Source organism: Glycocaulis abyssi (genome assembly GCF_041429775.1).
GTDB classification, from domain to species: Bacteria; Pseudomonadota; Alphaproteobacteria; order Caulobacterales; family Maricaulaceae; genus Glycocaulis; species Glycocaulis abyssi.
Window position 1 is genome coordinate 1,971,120 of record NZ_CP163421.1, and the last position, 17,307, is coordinate 1,988,426.

Sequence of the window (17,307 nt, forward strand, 5' to 3'; positions counted from 1 at the left end):
AGATGGGTTGAAACGTGGGTATTGCGTCAAATCCGGTCTAAACTTCATCCAGTTCAACGACTTCGTTTGAAACTTGGCGGTTCACCCCTCCGCCCTCCAATCGTGCCACCGGGACATGGACCCCCTCCCCTAAAGGGGAGAGGGGGTGTGGGTGTCCCGTTCACGGGGTGTCACGACGCGGGACATGTCCCGGACTTGTCCCGATGATGTCCCGCTGTCCCGCTTCTCTCAGCCGGGCCGCGATTACTTTTTCCGTCTCGGCGGCGTTCGGGCCTGCCAGCCGGTAAATGTCGTTTGCAACGCTGAGTTCACCCCGCTCCACCAAGGCTTCCCGTGCACGTTGGAACGCCTTCTTCTTGTTGTCATCGTTGTCCGCAGTGCTTTCGCGGTAGAACGCCGGACGCCAATCATTCAGGTGAAGTCCGGCAAATGCGTTGTTCACCAACTGACCGCACTCACCCGCTGCCGTGTGGAAAGTCGAAAGCGCGAGTTTCTGATTGGGCGAAAGCGGCCTTTGCTGCGGTGTGCTGACGGCAACTTCATCCGGTTCAACAACCAGTGAGGTGATCCCTTCGCCGTCTTCATCCCGGCCAACGGTGCAGACCTTTAATACGAAGCCAAATTCCTGCCCGGCTTCAGCGTCCTTCGCCTTATCGACTTTCCAAGTCCGGCGAGTGCCATTGCCCGACACCAAAATCGCGCCATCAAGTGCGGCAAACAGGCTGGAATGTCCGCGTATGCCCTTGGTGAAGTCCTTACCCGTGTGGGCAATGAGAACAACCAAGCCGCCAGTCAGCCGTTGAAGTGCATTCGCGCCTTCGATAACCGCTCCCATGTCCTTTGAACTGTTTTCGTCCAGTCCCGGCGAAGCTGGGGAAAGCGTGTCAATTATGATGACGGGTTCGGAATATCCGCATACGGAACCTAATGCGGCAACGTCTTCAGCGTGGGCTAGGCGAAAGGGTTGCAACAGGAAACGCATTCCAGTCGGGACAGGACGGCCATGAGCTTGTTCCCACGCCAAGACGCGTTGACTGACACCGGCTTCACCTTCAAGGCCAACGTAAAGAACCGGAGCGGGCTTGGTGCGGTGTCCAAACCACGGTTCACCTTCAGCAATCGCGCAAATCATGTCGAACGCGAGAAAGCTTTTGCCGCTCCCGCTAGGCCCGTAGATGATCCCGAAACCTTGCTTTGGAAAGACGCCTTTGACGCGCCATTGCATCGGCGGCAACAACTTTAATTCATCGGGCGTGTAAAGCTTGAAGCGGGGTTGGTTGCCTTCGACTTTCGCGGCGATTTCAGCGGTTAGCTTGCTGCTATCTACCAACGCGAAGTCCCGCCTTGAGTCCATCGCCTTGTTGATTGTCCGTTCACGGTAATCCTGCCGGGATTGCGTCTTTTCGCGTTGACCTAGCGGACTGGCCAACCAAATGCGTTCGACTTGAGCCGGGTTGAAGTTCGTGCGCGGTGCCAGTGCGTTGCACAAGGCTTGATCGGCTGCACTGTGATCCCCGCCATGGCCGCTTAGATCGCCATTCCAGAGGGCGGCTAGGGCCGGATCGGCCATCAGGCGCGCCAACACCTCGCTATCGCCCACAGAAAGCCCCTCAGAGGGCCGCGCGGGTGTTTCGGGTGCCGGAGTGGCCGGGGGAGCGAAATGGGCCTGTAGGGCGTCCAGAGCGGGCCGGAAGCCATCTTGCCGGAAAAGGGTCTTGGCCATGCGCCGGTCGCGCTTCCAATTGACGGTGCCGGGTATCCGCATGATGCGATCAACGTTCGACGCCGCCTTGTCCCCGTTGAACTTGGCAATCAAGGCGCGGTTCACCGCTTCGACGGCTTCAACGTTTTCCGGTGTCGCTTCGATTGGTTCAGGGAAAAGCCAATAGGCATGAATGCCGTTACCGCTATCCACAACAAGGTTGGGGCTGTGCGCTTCAAGCGCGGCGCAAACTTCGGCCTTGTTCAACGTGCCGCCTTTAGGCGGATCAATGTCAACATGGACGCCACGAAGCGCGATAATCTGCTTCTTGCTTGGCTTCACCCCGCAATCCGGTGTGGGAATGTTGAAAGTGAAGTAGCAGTTCAAGCCCGCTTGATTGCGTTCAACAACGTATTGAGTGGCCGCTTCAACGTCCGCACCAAAATAACGTCCACTTAGCGGTTCACCTGTTTTTATACAGCACACATGGACATGCGGATATTGCCAAGCGAGAAATGCTTGCACTTCAACTGAATTTGGGCTAACAAGGTTATTGCCATCGTTACCATTGTTAGCCGTCGCCTCACCGGGGCGGCGGCTTTCGCTTTCCATGGGGCTTACACCGGCATTGCAGCGCGGCGGGCCTCAAGGGACGCGACTAGCACCCGTATCTCATCATCGCTCTTGCCCGCAATGCGGGCCGCGTTGATGGCGGCGATTTCGCTTTCTGGCCAGCCTACAATGCGCTCGCCAAGCTTGACGCCTGACGGGAAGGTGCCTGCCTGAATTCGGGCATAGATTGTGGGGCGTGACAGGCCGGTGACGCGCATCACCTCCGGTATTCTCAACATGGTCATCATTGCGTTCGTCTCCATACGCCGTAAGCGCTTAGGAGACAAAACTGACTGATGCTAAGCGTAGAGCATACGGAAATCAGAGAATTGACTGTAAATCCGGCAACTATATCAACCTTGATATTGTGTCCGGTTGAATAGACAAGTTCAACAAACTCACCACTTGCCTAGAAGCTTCGATTTTACTTAGCCCGGCTTCATGCAGCTTGCGCGCCTCATCAACGGCGTCATCGCGCTTGCCGGTGAACTTGTTCTTTGACCCGGCCTTGCGTCCTGTGGGCGGCACTTCAACGCCGTCTTCAATCACGAAACTCATTGGCCAACTGCCTCGCTGATCGCAACGACATTGCTAGGCTTGGCGAGGTTCGCGCAATAGTTCGCCCAATCCTGCATTAGCGGCGCGCGCTTCGGCAGTGCGGTTTCCCTCGCATACGCGGCCTCTGAATCATCCTTCAGTTGGTGCGCCAGCGCGTGTTCAATGACTTCGCGTGGGTATGACGTAGTTTCGCCAGCCCAATCGCGGAACGTCGAACGGAAGCCGTGAGGCACAACAGGATCACCGCAATTCCCGTCAACCCAACCGGCCTTGCCTGCCTTCAGCCTGTCAGCATGCATGCGCCGCGTGACGGCTGACAGGGACATGTCACTCAACATGCCGCCCCTAGCAGCGGGGAAAACGTAGAGAGGCGCGCCCTTGATCCGGGGAATGTCCTTCAGCCCTTCTAGGAGCTTCACGGCGGCGTCAGACAGGGGAACGCGGTGCTTCTTGTCTGCCTTCATGCGCTCTGCCGGGATCACCCACAGACGGGCCTTCAGGTCGATTTCATCCCAAGTCGCGCCGCGCACTTCACCGGATCGGCTGGCGCACAGAATGGCAAACTCCAACGCCTTCGCAGCCATCCCGTCGCGCTTGCGAAGTTCAGCCATAAATTCACCGACTTGAGCGTATGGCAAAGCAGGGTGATGGCGACGTTTGATCTTCAGCTTACCAAGTTCTTTGAGGCTACCCCTCCATTCGGCAGGGTTGTCGCCTTGCATCAACTTCTTATCCTTCGCGGAGTTGAATACCGCTTCCATGCGGCTCCGAACGCGACGGGCGGTTTCGTGCTTGGTTGACCAAATCGGCTCAAGAACCTTTTTGACGTCATCAACTGTGATGCTGCTTACAGGTTTATCGGCAAGCACGGGATAGGCGTAGGTTTCCAATGACGAACGCCATTGCGCCTTGTGCTTGGGGTTCACAAGTTCCTTTTCCTTCGTTTCAATCACGACTTCAGCGCACTCGCGAAACGTTTTCGACCTAGCGCGTTCAAGCTCAATCGCCATCCGTTCGGCCTTGCGAACCTCAATAGGATCGCCGCCTTCATCAAGAATGCGTCGGCAGTCCGCCGCCTTTTCCCGCGCTCGCTTCAGACTGACGGATATGAATGCGCCAAGGCCCATTTCACGGGTGCGCCCGTTCCGGGTGAACCTGAACACCCACGATTTGCCACCTAGACGGCTCACCTGAAGCCATAGCCCGCCGCCGTCGCCGTAATAGCCCGGCTCGCGCTTGGCCTTCACTGCCGTGTCCGTGAGCTTGTTGATCCCGCCTGCCATGTCGCTACCCAATTTTCTACCCACGTCATAAAGGCAGATTTCGCGAGACCGCGCAAGACGCTATCAGACAATGAGGGGCGAAAAATCGTTATATAGCAGAGGCTTTGTGAGACGCCTTGAAACCATGCGAGACAATACGATGGCGGACACCCTCACCGCCACTATTGCGAAAACTCCAACCCCTTCAAAAGGGTAAGTTTTCAGCGTTTCGCCAGACCGGCAAAACGTTCCAATTCACTGTTCCAATCACTCTGCCAGCGGGTCTCAAAATGAGCGGCCGCCGCATGCAGCATCTGGTGGCGCGGGGTCGTTGCTATCAGCTGCGCTTGCCGATCCCGGTCGATGTCCAACCCCTGCTGGACCGCAAGGAGTTGAGATGGTCGGTACAGACCAGGGACCCTTCTATTGCCAAGGACCGGGTACTCATCGCCACGCTCGCCTTTCGCGAGCTCTGCGATAAGCTACGCCATATGAAGGATATAACTCTCGAGGACGCCCGCGAGATTGCGCAGGCGTTCTACCAAAGCCTCGTGCAAGGTTACCGGTCGCCGCCCGCGGTCGCCGATGAGGCCATTGACCATGATGCGGGTCATCAGGCGGTCATGGCGGATGAGTTCATTTCCGCACTGGAGGTCCAAGTCCAGTCTCGCGCCTCCGGCGCTGCGGTCGTGAAAATGGCGAAGCAAAGGGCTGCCGACGGCGGGTCAACCCACCATCACCGGGTAACGACGCTTTCCGGGCGCTCTGTGAAGGGATCGCCCGCGCTCAGATGGAGCATGCGCGCTTCACCCTGTTCCGGCAGCAGGACTTGCTCAGCGCCTATTCTCCAGATGACACGCTGTTCCAGCCTCTGGCTACGCAGCAACGAGCACCAGCGGACGGATTGCAATCAATTGCACTTCAGAAGGGCCTCACGCTTGCCGAGGCGATCAAGGTTCACGTCAAGGCGCATTCGACCGGGGGTGCGACCTGGGCACCGAAAACAGCAGAGGAAAAGAAGCGCACTTTTGAGATCGTCAAAGCGATCCTGGGCCCGGACCTGCCGATCAAGTCGATCGCCACCGATCACGTTCGAGCTGTCAGAGACTTCCTACAAGGCTTGCGGGCAAGGGGGGAGCTTGACCCAGCCAATCCATCCACCATGCAGGCCGAGCGTGAAGCTGACCGGTTGAACCCGAAGACCGCCTCGAAGTATTTCGGCTATGTCCGCGCGCTTCTGAGGTGGTTGGTGGCCGAGGGCTACCTCGAGGCTGAACCTGGCGCGACAATCAAGCTGGCAACGCCAAAAAGCGGGGCAAAGAAGGCTGTCCGCCCGTTCACCGTGGAGGAGCTGAACGGGATATTCAGCTCACCCCTCTACGCGGGCTTCAAATCAAAGAACCAGCGGCACTTGCCGGGCACCATGAAGCGGCAGGACGGGCTCTACCGGATGCTCTTGCTCGGTCTCCACACTGGGATGCGTGCAGGCGAGCTGCTTCAGTTCAGCAAATCGGATGTACGGGTGCAGTGTCACGTCCCGCACATCGACATCAGGCCTGATCTCGATCTCAAGACGGAGGGGTCGGCCCGGCAGGTTTCGATCCATCCCGACCTGTTCGAGTACGGTCTGGTAGAGTGGCTGGCTAAGCGTCCGAAGATAGCCGAGTAACGCCTGTTCTATGAGATCGGCCTCGGTCCCGAAGGACACCGAGAACAGCCACCTTCCCTTACGAAGACGGGAGCGGGCCACGATCCGTTTCCGGCAGATGCGAAGTCTGCAGAAATTCACCGCCGCCCACGCGTCCGTCCACAACCACTTCAACCATGAACGATCCGTGGAACGCCGCGCCCGCTTCAAAGACCTCCGCAACGCGGCGCTCGCCGAGTGGCGTCAGCTGCTGGCTATATGAGGCTAAGCCTCACGACTTCGGGGACCCGTTCTCGTGCGTCTGACAGCACAGAGCGGCTGGCGATGGCCCGCAATCGGCACAGTGACCTGAGACCAGCTTGGTTCCGCATTTGGATGGAGAGTCTGTCACAAGGCGACTCACTCTGCGCAAGAGCAGGTTCACCTAGGAACAGATCATCGCAATCCTGGCCGAACAGGCCACAGCTCTGGAACCTCGATCAATTCTGAATGCTGACTTATTTGGTCAGCGCGTGCATGGCAGCATCAAATTCGGCCGCTGCTCGTGCCATGTAACGTTCTGAGTCATAAAAGTTCATGATTTTGAAGTGGTTCCAGCCGTACTGCTTGAGTTCGAAACCGCGTGCGATATGCGGATCAGCGGGGTTGTAAGCGTTCCGGTAACGCAACCAGGATGCACATTCAGCGATACGGCTGAAATGATCGAGTGTTGCGCGGCGCAACGATACCAGCTCGTTGTATATTTCGCCTGCCACTGATCGCGAACCGGCGAGCGCATGGTCTGACCAGTAGGCGCGAGGGGAATCGAAGTCGTAGAAATCGAGCGCGTATTCGTCGAACTTGAGAAAATCGTAGCTCTCCTGAATGGCGCGGCGCACTTCTTTCCGGCTTATGCGCAGCCCCTTGACCGATAGGTCTTGCCGGTCTTTGGCTTCGCTCCGCATCTCATTCACCTCCCGATGGACATGGAGGACAAAATCATCCATCGACGTACGCATCTGCTCCACGGTAAAATAGCCAATTGCAGCCAGACGCAGAACAAGTCCTCTATTGGTGCCCTGCTTCCACAGTGCGGCTGGCACTGAGAGTTGCCACGCTGTGTGCCCAATTACAGATTGCATCTCGGCCGCAATGTCATCGACCTCAAGTCCGTAAATGCGGCGGTCACCAGCGACGCGGCTGCTCATTTCTTCGCGTACCAGAGTCATCAGGTGCTCGCATCCGAAATAGACGACGAAACCGGATTGACGTGCGACGGCGCGTGTAGAAGCCGATCCGACAACGAAACGTGGGCCAGCGCCTTCATCCAGATTTTTCAATAGAACGCCGATCAGCGGATCATTGACCTGAAAGGTACTGCTTTGCAGGCTTTCGAAGGCTTTGTTCAGCTTGCCTTCCAGGTCGCCGTTGTAATTCGCGATGCGCGCAGCCGATTGGAGGAAATTGCGTCCGGCCTCGCCGTAAGCCCGGATACTTTCCGCTTTTTCCACGATGACGGCTAATGACTGCTCGATGAGCTCGTGGAACAAGCTCGGCAGGCTTTCGCCCGACTGGTGTGTGCTCTGCGCTTTCCAGATCTTTTTATGAATCTCTTCGATGCGGGGGTCGGCAGGCCCGATGAGGCTATTGCCTACGAAGAGGTTCGTAATCAGGACGTCGCTCCAGTGCCGCGCTTCGTCAATGCGTTGAAACTCCTTATCCTTTGAGCCGGGGAAACTCGACCATTCAGCCGGCACCAGCAGCAGTTCATCGGCGCGCAAATCTCCATTGTCATTCTTGCGGCGCCGCTGCACGATCCGGTCCCGCAATTCTGGCCAGCTTTTGGGAGCCTTTTTGTCTTCGTGTGAGCCCCGGACCGAGCTCAGGGCGGGATCGTCGGCAAACGTAAAGTTCAATCGCTTTGAGAATCCATGTGCTTCGGCGAAGGCGGGTATCTGCCGATCCCAGAAGAAGTCTTCGACCATGACAATGCGCGTCTCGGCGGGCTGTTCACCTTCCGGGTATAAATCCTCGGCTTCCAGCTCCCGTACGCCTTTGGCCGAGCGCATACTCATGCGCATCATGGTCATGGGTGATCGGTTGAAGACCAGATTCCATTTGTGCAGTGCGAGCGCCACTGAATCGTGACCCAGCATTATGGCGTTACCCTCGCGCCGCAATACACAATAGGGCTCATCACACAACGCATCAATCACCGCGCCGACCGGGTTATTGTCGTTCTCGTCGTGGCCCGTGACCAGATGCTTGGCGTTCTCTACCAGCTTGTCCCGCTCAACCCGGCGGGTGACGGCCCGCCCGTCGGCTTCTACCTTGACGAGCTCGCTAGCCAGCATGCGATGGAGCAGGTCCGCAGCTTCGGCGTAACTTATATGCTCGGGCCATTTAACGGGTTTTTGGTTGTCGGCGTCTTGGTTGCCGGGGTTCTGGCAGGCTGCCTCTATGCTTTCCGAGACGTATTCTTCGATCTGCGTGGAAATGTTTCCAATCTGACGCACGTGCTGAAGCGTTATCGGGAAGCGCAAGGCGCTCTTCTCACGATAAAGCAAATGTTTCGGCCGGGCAGCCTTTGCCATACGCCAAAGCCGTCTGCAGGTAACCTGCAAGGTGGGCAGGACACCGCCGGCTGGTACCTCTGAATTGGCCATTTCGTCCGCTAGCGCTTCTGCCACGCCATCTTCAAAGTAGAAGGGATGAAAAGCACCGCCCTCGGCAGCCTCCGGCTGAGTCGGCCGTTCAATCGCGGACAGAATGCCGCCGCGGTCGAGATCACTCAGGAAGAAGCCGCGCAACCTTTCGGCCGGACCGGAACCGCGAGACAGTTCATCATCGAAACGCCCCTTATACTCAGTGCGCAGCGATATCACGATCCTGCAATTGCTTCGCTTCCTGCAAAGGTGGCCCAAGAACTCAAAATATGCACTGAATTGACGTTCATCAGCGGCGATTTTTTTCCTGTCGCGCGTGTCGTCCTCTTGTGCGAGGCGCTTTTCGCGCAATGTGAATACCTCCTCAGCCTGATCGATAACAAATATAGGCGCAACCTCTAGCGATCTCCCGATCAGGTTGAGCATCTCGAAGGCCGGGTGCGGTGTCTCGTAAAGTCTCTCTTCAAGCTCGCGGAACTTATCGAAGCTCTGCCGGAAGGCTTCATGGTCAGGTTCAATGCCGCGCAGCTGCCCAAATTTGGTTTCACCCGCAGCGATAGAATCAACCACTTCGAACATGTAGTCGACGAATTCGCGTAGCGGGTATTGCCCTGAGCGGATTACATTGAAAACAGTGGGGAAACCAACACCATAAGTGCCATGCTCGAGAGCTGGCTTGACTCCTGCACGGAGAAAGCTCGACTTGCCGCAGCCTGACCTTCCGTGCAGCAACAGCACGTTGGAGGTCAGCAAGGTGTCGATGAACGCCCCTGTTTCATTGTCGCGTCCCGCAAAAAGCGCGGAGAAGCCAGGTTCGTAATAGCGAAGCCCCGGATAGGGCGTCTCGTCAGGGATCAGATTGCTGCCCGCCGTCACGCTCATTTCTTCTCCCCTTTCTGTGCCGCCTCAATATACAGATCAATGAGCTCGACGATGTGCTCGGGTGGTGGATCAAGGCGAGCCGTGCTCGGGTCGCAATACACTCCGTACAACAGGCTGAGCGGCCAATGGCGGTCCCGCGCCGCCTCAATCGCGCTGATCATTGGCTCATCACTCAACCAGATATCTCGCGCGATCCGCCAGCCACAGTATTTTAGTTGGGGGTTGGTGATGTCGGTCTCCACCGCAATCAGCCCCGCTCGGCCGTGATCGAGCAATGCCTTGACCCATTCTGCCCCACGCCCATGCCGGATGACCGCATCTCCATCGAGAAAGGTGAAAACAAGCGCCTCGGGGCGCTCCAGCGCCCGGCCAACTTCTTCCATGAAGTCACCGCTTGAGAGCTCGGTGGACTGCATCCGGTAAGAGCCTCGACCCGAAGGATCCGCAGAGAGTGAAAAATAAAAAAATTGATCGCTGCTTCTGTACAGCTGGATAAGCTCTCTGACTTGTGCAGAGTTGCTTCCGATCACAGTTTCTTTGTCGTCTTCTTTATACTTTCCCGTCTGAATCAATTTGTTGATATAGTGGTCGTTCGTCTCCAAAACCGCGACAACTCGCACTTCGGCAACGGGTTCCATCTTGGGTGCGGCGGCCATTTTTTTCTTGTAGGATTCATTCGAACACGACAGCCGGAACATGGAGCACCAGAAGCCGTTCCAGGCCTTCGGGGCCATCGGGCGCGCGTCGAAAGGCGCGTCGTCCTTACCGAGAGGGGCGTGTAGCAGGCCCCATGGCAAGATGGGCTGGGTGTAATCGGAATGGACAAAATGGACGTGCCAGCCTTCAGGATCAGATAGCGGTTCGTCTTCGAGCCAGCTGCGGAAAACTGCCGCTGTGCCCTCTGACGCCTTATCGCCTTCCATTCCGGTCAGCAGCGCATCGTAGAGTTCGGCGCCGGCTTCCGCGAGCGCAGCAAGTACGGCGTCGCACCCGTCTGGAAGTTTATCTGTACCGCGTGACCAGTCCAGTTCACCCTGCAAACGATCAAGAGTACTCCGTACGGATACGCCGCAGGCATGCAATTTTTTTTCATCTACATTATATTTTTTCCAGACCGTGTTGCCACATGACCAGGTGATCTCGATACACCCCTCTTCAGCATAGTTGAGAAATGCTTGAAGGGTGCGTACACTGGTTGTCGCTTCATCAAGCGCCATCCACGCTCTCCTTGTTTTTACGGACAATGCGGACAAGCCTGAGACCCACGCCTATGAACCGGTCGTCCGGTTTCGGGTGGAGCGCCGCAGGTGTTGAAGGTGTCTTGCTGGTGGATGCGCGCGACTCCTGAAGTGCCTTGTTCCAGCGACCGCCAATATGTTTGACGCTCTCAGGTTCAGTGTCGGGTGGTGGCCAGTCGGGTGCCTCGCCGTCGCCATGGATCAGCCACATGGCCACATTTGTCCCGAAGTCGAAGGGCATCCCTTCCGGAGCAGGAAACACGCCCGGCGGCACCGGACCCTCCAGCGTCAGTCCCCGGTGGGGGGCAGGAGACGCACCGCCGCCTGGAGGCTGGTCAGATCGCCACGGAAAGCGCTTGTTGTCAGCGCAAACTTGGCTAATCCGGCGCCACTCCGATTCAGTGGGCAAGCGAACGCAAATATTCTCGCCTTCTTTCTTGTCACGCCACAGTGCGTAGTGCACCGCCTCCACCCATGTCAGATAGGACACAGGCGCCGCCAGTCGCTTGCTCATCATCGCCCATTTTTCGATGGGAGGCCGTCGGCGCCTGAAAGTGCGGCGCACATGCTTGCCTTGCATTGAATGAACGTTGCGTGCGAGTTCATCCAGCCACCCCACCAATGCTTTGTCCGCTGGCGCGACAAGATATTCTTCGTAATCACAGACCAGCACGGGACGCGCGGCAACCTCAAGACGCCCGCCACAATCGCTCTCGACGCCAATGTCAATCCATTCTGGCCGCCGATCCGTCAGCTCGTCTAGCAATTGATGAATTCGCTCTCGCGTCCGCTCGGGCTTGTCTGTCAGCCACATGGTAGCCAGCGCATCAATCGCCTTGACCTTGCGGCTTTCGTCCAGCATGGGCGCCACAGATATGTAGAAATCGATGGCCGCCTGCTCCAGCTCGCGGGCATGCGACTTCGTTTCCTCGTCAACGGGGAAACGCGTGCCGACGCAATAATCGCGAACCCGGCACGCTGCGGCAAACCAGGCCATGGCTTCGCTCAAATTGTCAGCGCCACGCTCCTGGTTCGCGCGTTCAAGCAGGGCGCGGGGAATTTCCAGCGCCTCCTGTCCGCGCAGGGCATCGATGGTATTTAGCGGCAGGCTCATCCAGAAGCCCAGCAATGGTTCAAGATCGGCTATCCGCTCTGGGTTCGGTTTAGGTAGCAACTTCTCAATCTTGCTAGCAGTGCTACCGCCGCGGTCTCCATACACGTGCTCGGCTGCGAGGTAGTCGGCAAGCAGCCGGGGAGCGATCTCGACTTCACCTGCAACGCGCGCTGACCTCACGAAACCAACCTGCACCCGCAATTGGCGGAGTAGATCGCTCGCAGTTATTGTTGGACCTCCCTCGGAGAAAGCTTCGCGCGCACGGGCGTCGTTACTCGCAGCGTCTAGTAGGATATCAGCAGCACTATTTTTCGTAAGCGTCCCGCCAGCTAGGATCATGCCGTAGGCAAGCGCGCGCAGCAGCTTGACCAGGCTGTCCGCCGGGAAGTCGCTTCCAGCCACCTTAATGCCCGCATCCTGCAGCATGCGGTCGACAAGCCGGCGGCAGAACTCTGCGCGGCTATATGCCAAGCCGTCCTGCTCCTCGCGCGCCCGAACCCAGCAATAGGCGTTCAACAGGAGCGGGCTACGCAGTATTTCAGAAGTATCGGCACGCGCCTTCATGCTTTCGGCGTCCTTCAGGAGACGTTTGCGTACCAACTCGCGGCCCGCCTGACCGTCGCTATAATGCTCGGAGAGGTAGGCCCCTATGAACCGCTCAATGTCGTCTTCGCGGGGCCCCTGCAGGTTAAGGACCACTAGCGAGTTTTCTTTGTTTTCTATGGGTAGAGAGGAACGCGTGGTCATTACTACACGCAATGGGGCATTATTGCTGTCTTCCGCGTCATCATCGCCGTCGTCCGTGTGATTCGCTGTCAGATCCTTCAAAATCTGTTTGTGTTGTTCGCCGGCCTCATCCAGGCCGTCCAGCAGAAGCAGGATAGGGCGCCCCCCCATCTGCTGCTCGAACGCCCACTTGTTATACTTCGAAAGATATTCTATCTCGCGGAGCACCGTACTGGCGTTGTGATCTTCGTTGTACGAGTTCCGCGCTCTGAGCTTATCTGCCAGAACGGCTGCGGAGACTGTTACCGGAAGAAAGCGTCGTTTGCGCACCAATGGACCGCATTGATCCAGAAGCTTAGCATGTGTCTGGCTGGCGTTGCGGAAGGCAGTCTCGAATTCGGGTCTGTGTTGCGACGCGGCAAGCGCTGCCGCAGTGGCCAGCGTCGTAGTCTTTCCTGCGCCGGTTGGTGCCTTGATCAATAGCGGCGTCGGCGAGCGTTCGAAAATCGCGTCGAAGACGCTGGTTGGGTTATTGGACGCTGTCGCTTCAGCGGCCAGCGACATGAAGGTCGCGGGGTCATAGGCGAAGGCTTCAGTTTCTTGACGTCCATGGTCAGGCGCCTCGTTGTCCCCACCAGCCAGACGGCCCGTCAGCCAGGCTTCGAAGTGCCTTGGACTGGGCCCTGACTCAGCTTCCCCATCGGTCACCGGCGGGCCAGCCGCCCGGTTTCTGTCGGCGGCCCTTTCTCGCTTAGCACGCTCTTGCTTGGTCAATCCGAGGGCAAGTCGCTGGCCATACTGATCGTGGATATGCCCGGCGAGCCGTTCCAGCTCGCTTTTGTCCTCGCTGGGGTCGGCGCTGAAGCGGAATTGCTGAAGTTTTTCGGGATTCTTAATTGAGGTGAGATGTCGGTTCAGATGGGCGTTCGCTGCCTCCTGGCTGTTAGCGAAGTCCCCGGGCGCAAAAACCAGAAGCGTGTGTGTGGGGCTTTGGCTGCGGCTCCTATGCAGGTCCCGTTTCACCGAATAAGCGATTTCATCCTTTTGGATACATCGCGAGTTGCCATCCGCCGGGTCCAGTCCCGTGTCGGAGCAAATGAGCACCAAGGTTAGCGGCGCTGCATCGATAAGTTGCTCGTACTCCTTTTCGTAGTCCACGCCGCCATTGACATATCGCTCGCCGGCAGGCCCGCCGGTCTCCTTTCCCATCCACGCCGTGACATAGCAGAGTTTGTCCAGTTCCTTGCCAATGGCTTCAGCGAGGGGCTCGGTGCTCTTTCGAATCGAGATGAAGATATCTGGTGTTTGTGTCATAATTCCCCCGTCGCCTTCGCTTTTAACATGACGATGCAGCCCGGCAAGATGCGAACGAATTACCGCTTCACACTTATCTGCGCTGGCTGGTTACATTCGACGTCACGACCTTGCGGTTTGTATCCCGGTCCATTCGACCGAGCTCGCCCGGCATTGCATTCGATAGAGGGCGTTGGCAGTCCTGCGCCGGATCCCCAGCATCACGGACCAGGCTGTTATTTCAGCCCGAAGCTGTAGTGTCTGCTGAGAAAGATGGTGCGTAAAGGCATCCCGTGAACACAACACTTCGCATTGATGTCAGGTAAATAGAAAACAATGTGCTGCATCACCGCTCATTTGCTTATGTGGTGTCGGCGTTTTTCCGGCCTAGCCAGGGAACTTTGCCGGGGCAATACAAACTCCCTGAAGAGGGCCGCCGCTTATCGGTTACAGAAAACCGGCGCGAAGAACCTGGTGCAAGGTAGCGCTCCAGCGCGAAATGCAGCCCACGAGCAAACGGCCATCGGCATATTGCAGCGGTCCTCTAGATTTCTCCCGAAAGTGCATCGACCACTCTCTGGAAGAGCAGGTCCTTGCGTTTTTCGGTGGCCGGCAGCGCCTCAAAAGGCACCATCATGGGATGCGTCCTCAGATGGTCGTTTCGCGTATGACCAAACTGCCAGCCCGACCGGCGTTTCTCCTCCATCCACTGTTGATGTTGGTCCCCGGGAGACGCATCAGGGTTCTCCACCCGAAAGCAAACAGCTGCAAGTGTTGCCTCTACCTGCCAGTCCTCCGCCTCATCCCAAGGCGGCAATGCCGTTTCGCCAAGCGCCTCGCAGTAAGCACGCACGGCTTCGTGGCACACCCGGGCGATCGTCTCGATATCTGTCTTTCCGGACTGGTCTGCCCTCACCCTCACTTCCCCCTGCGCACCGCATTGGTATTCGAACTTTGAGTCCGGTCATGGTAGGCGGCGGTCAATATAATCTGCAAGTTGGCACTGTTGCGAAGTCCGTGGCAGCGCTACCGCGTGACCAGTGGTCACACGGAATAGGCAATTTGACGGTTGTAAACTTGATGCCATTCCCTCAACCTTAACATCACACTGCCACAGGTTTTGAGGTTAGACATGTTTCGCTCGAGTAAAGCTGGCAGGTTTCTCCTGATCGCAGCCATTGTGGTATTGACCATTTTTTTGATCGGCTGGTGGGCATGGTTCGATCACCTTAGCGGTAACGAGGCCGTCTACGGTCAAAACAGTGTCCCTGCACCCTGGCAGGTCGCGCTGGACGCCGCTTACAGCGCGCTGAGGGCATTTGCGGTTGGCGATGAGTATGCCCGGCTGTTTGCAGCGACAAATAATGGTCCGCCTCCCGGAGATTGGAGGCTGGAGTTTGCTCGTTTCGGCGGTATCGCGGTTTTTTATATCGCGATCATTTTCGGCATCCTCACCTTGTTGGCTAGGCCATTGAGGCATTTGCGGGCCCGGTGGCGGCGCAAGCATCTAGTCATACTCGGTGAAACAGAGACCGCACGCCATGTTGCGGAGATGTGGCTGCAACTTTCACCGTCACGCCGTTTTGCTCGCCAGGTAACCTATCATGCGTCGGCGGCGCAGAGCTTGCCGGACAAGGTTCTCGTTCTGCCAAGAACCGAACAACTCTCGGCAAGTGCCATGCTGGAAAGTGTCAAGGGTGCCAACCGCGTAGTGGTTGCAGAGACGCACGACGCGATGACTACCGAGAGCGCGCTCGAGATTGCACGGCATATGCCCGATACGCCAGTGTTTGCCGTCTTGGCCGACCCTTGGCTGGCCCAAAGGGTGCGCCACGGCCTGCAGCCTGATCTGTCACCGTTGAAGAGCCGCAGCGGCAAGCGGGCATCAGGGGATCTGCTGAGCGCCATTAGTTTGAATGCGTGCGCAGCCCGTAGCCTTTTACATCGCCACCCGCCATTTGCGATCGCGATGAAAAATCGCCATCCGCGCGTGCACGCCGTTATCGTTGGGCTTGATGGCCTTGGCGAAGCTATTCTCCTCGATATTTTGAATTCCAGCCTCGTGATCCAGCTGGCTGCCCCGGCAATTACCGTCATCGATATTGCTGCTGAGAAGCGGATCAATGCGTTCAGGGCGCGCCACCCCGGCCTCGACGAGCATTTCAATCTCATTGCCATCCAGGCTGATATTACGAGCCTTGACAACAACGCGATCACAGCCGTCAGGGCGCGTGCCGGGGAGTTCCCGGTAACGGCCGTCTATGTCACCACCTCGGAGAAGTCGCCAGCGCTTAAAGGTGCGATCGCCATCAGGGAAGCGGCTCTGCGCGAAGGCCTGTTCGACGCGCCTGTTTTCCTGCGTGCATCAGAAGGTGCAGGTCTGCCTGAACGCGAAGGCGGTGTGGATTTCCATTCCAGTTGCGAACTGATCTCCTTCGGTTCCTGGAAAGAAATCATGCACGCCACCGGGATGCTGGAAGATCTGCCTGACCGGCTCGCCCGCGATTACCACGAAGCATATGCTGCGCTAACAACATCCAGCCCAGCTTCAACCGCATGGAGCACGCTGGACGAGCTGTCCCGACTTTCCAGCCGTCGGGCTGTCGATCACATACCGGCCAAGCTTGCTAGCCTTGGCTTCGATCTGGAGACCTATCTCCGGCAGCAGAGGTTGGCTTGTTACAACTTACCAAGCATTTCGAAGGATGAGTCACTTTTCAGAAATGCCACTGAACTGGTGAATCTGGCAAAGCTTGAACATGAACGATGGATGTTTGACCGCTGGATGAATGGTTGGCGCTATGGCGCCACCCGCGATGACAAGGCTTTCATCCACGACCATCTCGTCCCCTTCGAAGAGCTAGATGATGAGGTGAAGGTGTATGATGTCCAACTCGTTGACTGGCTTTCATCCCATATCAAGAAAACACGTGATGGTATCCGGCGGCGCGTCGACGCGGCGGACGCACCAATTGAACGGAAAAACGATGTAATCTTGGTCGATAAAGCGCGCCGCCGTACAACAGCGTCGCAAACACTACACTCTTAGGGTGTGCCTTGCTGCGCTGTACGTCTGCAGTGGGGAACTGTCAGAGGAAACCGCTTGAGCCGTCCCGCCCGGCTTCGTAGCGGTCCGGGATCAGCAACCCCTCCCGCTACTTCAAGGGGTCACCAGAGGTAATCCGGCTGGCGGTGATGCAGTGTTTCGGTTTCCGTTATCGCCGCGAAACGTCGAAGACGTGCCCCATGAACGAGGTATCGACTTGAGCCACGAAACGGTGCGGTTCTGATCCAACATCGCCAAAACGTGCCCATTCCCTGTCCCCATCATTCTTCAATGGACAACAAATACAATAACTTATGCGCTATTAATCATGTTCCATAAATCCCACCCTCACCGCCACGACGTTTATTTCCCATATAAATTAATATTTTAAGGCAGTTCGGCCGCCTCCAGTGTCAGCCGCGCCTTCTGTTGCTGCGTGCCGGTGAGTACCGCGCTCTGGCTGCACAACACCGCAAGAACAGGCTTACATTACATCCTATTTAGGATTAAGTTTTCTGATCAGGATTGCTTTTTCATCTTCGCGGTGGTTCCCTGCCGGCCAAGCGCCATGCGCTGTCTGT

At 57.3% G+C, this 17,307-nt stretch carries 11 protein-coding genes and 3 pseudogenes; 5 read left to right on the top strand and 9 right to left on the bottom strand.

From position 1 onward, the window contains the following. Positions 1-160: 160 nt before the first annotated feature. The 4 genes from AB6B38_RS09560 to AB6B38_RS09575 form a co-directional block, all read right to left on the bottom strand. Positions 161-2,314 carry an AAA family ATPase gene (locus AB6B38_RS09560; protein WP_371392625.1) on the bottom strand — a complete coding sequence of 718 codons (2,154 nt, stop codon included), beginning with the start codon at positions 2,312-2,314 and terminating at the stop codon, positions 161-163. Positions 2,315-2,319: 5 nt separating this feature from the next. Next, entirely contained in the window at positions 2,320-2,562 is a 243-nt protein-coding gene (locus AB6B38_RS09565) for a helix-turn-helix transcriptional regulator (protein ID WP_371392626.1), read from the bottom strand. Positions 2,563-2,662: 100 nt separating this feature from the next. Beyond that, positions 2,663-2,872: a hypothetical protein gene (locus AB6B38_RS09570; RefSeq protein WP_371392627.1), complete on the bottom strand. Its 210-nt coding sequence runs from the start codon at positions 2,870-2,872 to the stop codon at positions 2,663-2,665. Continuing rightward, a complete protein-coding gene (locus tag AB6B38_RS09575) occupies positions 2,869-4,155 on the bottom strand; it encodes a tyrosine-type recombinase/integrase (RefSeq protein ID WP_371392628.1) in 1,287 nt (428 codons plus the stop codon). Before AB6B38_RS09575 ends, AB6B38_RS09570 begins: the two co-directional genes overlap by 4 nt. A gap of 284 nt (positions 4,156-4,439) precedes the next feature. Here AB6B38_RS09575 and AB6B38_RS09580 point away from each other — a divergent pair. Beyond that, a pseudogene (locus tag AB6B38_RS09580) lies at positions 4,440-4,562 on the top strand (DUF6538 domain-containing protein); the annotation flags it as partial. A gap of 54 nt (positions 4,563-4,616) precedes the next feature. Here AB6B38_RS09580 and AB6B38_RS09585 read toward each other — a convergent pair. Continuing rightward, a complete protein-coding gene (locus AB6B38_RS09585) occupies positions 4,617-4,748 on the bottom strand; it encodes a hypothetical protein (protein WP_371395111.1) in 132 nt (43 codons plus the stop codon). A gap of 176 nt (positions 4,749-4,924) precedes the next feature. Between AB6B38_RS09585 and AB6B38_RS09590 the strand changes: the two genes are divergently transcribed. After that, on the top strand, positions 4,925-5,803 hold the full coding sequence (locus AB6B38_RS09590; RefSeq protein WP_371395113.1) for a phage integrase SAM-like domain-containing protein: 879 nt from the start codon (positions 4,925-4,927) through the stop codon (positions 5,801-5,803). Between the two features lie 40 nt (positions 5,804-5,843). Further along, positions 5,844-6,044, top strand: a pseudogene (locus AB6B38_RS09595) (IS6 family transposase); the annotation flags it as partial. A gap of 235 nt (positions 6,045-6,279) precedes the next feature. Here AB6B38_RS09595 and AB6B38_RS09600 read toward each other — a convergent pair. From AB6B38_RS09600 to AB6B38_RS09615, 4 genes are all read right to left on the bottom strand, one after another. Continuing rightward, the gene (locus tag AB6B38_RS09600) at positions 6,280-9,309 is read right to left on the bottom strand and encodes a hypothetical protein (protein ID WP_371392629.1); all 3,030 of its coding nucleotides are present in this window, start codon (positions 9,307-9,309) and stop codon (positions 6,280-6,282) included. Further along, positions 9,306-10,526 carry a hypothetical protein gene (locus tag AB6B38_RS09605; RefSeq protein ID WP_371392630.1) on the bottom strand — a complete coding sequence of 407 codons (1,221 nt, stop codon included), beginning with the start codon at positions 10,524-10,526 and terminating at the stop codon, positions 9,306-9,308. The genes AB6B38_RS09600 and AB6B38_RS09605 overlap by 4 nt, the downstream gene beginning before the upstream one ends. Further along, a complete protein-coding gene (locus AB6B38_RS09610; protein ID WP_371392631.1) occupies positions 10,516-13,701 on the bottom strand; it encodes an NACHT domain-containing NTPase in 3,186 nt (1,061 codons plus the stop codon). Before AB6B38_RS09610 ends, AB6B38_RS09605 begins: the two co-directional genes overlap by 11 nt. A gap of 523 nt (positions 13,702-14,224) precedes the next feature. Continuing rightward, positions 14,225-14,596 carry a RyR domain-containing protein gene (locus tag AB6B38_RS09615; RefSeq protein ID WP_371392632.1) on the bottom strand — a complete coding sequence of 124 codons (372 nt, stop codon included), beginning with the start codon at positions 14,594-14,596 and terminating at the stop codon, positions 14,225-14,227. Between the two features lie 216 nt (positions 14,597-14,812). Here AB6B38_RS09615 and AB6B38_RS09620 point away from each other — a divergent pair, with 216 nt between their 5' ends. Then, complete coding sequence (locus AB6B38_RS09620) at positions 14,813-16,729, top strand: RyR domain-containing protein (RefSeq protein WP_371392633.1); 1,917 nt, start codon at positions 14,813-14,815, stop codon at positions 16,727-16,729. 89 nt (positions 16,730-16,818) lie between these two features. Further along, a pseudogene (locus AB6B38_RS09625) lies at positions 16,819-16,967 on the top strand (IS6 family transposase); the annotation flags it as partial. Positions 16,968-17,307: the final 340 nt, after the last annotated feature.

Bases quoted from the DNA above. Each gene is read 5' to 3' on its own strand.
- AB6B38_RS09560 (WP_371392625.1), bottom strand. From the start codon at position 2,314: ATGGAAAGCGAAAGCCGCCGCCCCGGTGAGGCGACGGCTAACAATGGT.
- AB6B38_RS09565 (WP_371392626.1), bottom strand. From the start codon at position 2,562: ATGATGACCATGTTGAGAATACCGGAGGTGATGCGCGTCACCGGCCTG.
- AB6B38_RS09570 (WP_371392627.1), bottom strand. From the start codon at position 2,872: ATGAGTTTCGTGATTGAAGACGGCGTTGAAGTGCCGCCCACAGGACGC.
- AB6B38_RS09575 (WP_371392628.1), bottom strand. From the start codon at position 4,155: ATGGCAGGCGGGATCAACAAGCTCACGGACACGGCAGTGAAGGCCAAG.
- AB6B38_RS09585 (WP_371395111.1), bottom strand. From the start codon at position 4,748: ATGACCCGCATCATGGTCAATGGCCTCATCGGCGACCGCGGGCGGCGA.
- AB6B38_RS09590 (WP_371395113.1), top strand. From the start codon at position 4,925: ATGGAGCATGCGCGCTTCACCCTGTTCCGGCAGCAGGACTTGCTCAGC.
- AB6B38_RS09600 (WP_371392629.1), bottom strand. From the start codon at position 9,309: ATGAGCGTGACGGCGGGCAGCAATCTGATCCCTGACGAGACGCCCTAT.
- AB6B38_RS09605 (WP_371392630.1), bottom strand. From the start codon at position 10,526: ATGGCGCTTGATGAAGCGACAACCAGTGTACGCACCCTTCAAGCATTT.
- AB6B38_RS09610 (WP_371392631.1), bottom strand. From the start codon at position 13,701: ATGACACAAACACCAGATATCTTCATCTCGATTCGAAAGAGCACCGAG.
- AB6B38_RS09620 (WP_371392633.1), top strand. From the start codon at position 14,813: ATGTTTCGCTCGAGTAAAGCTGGCAGGTTTCTCCTGATCGCAGCCATT.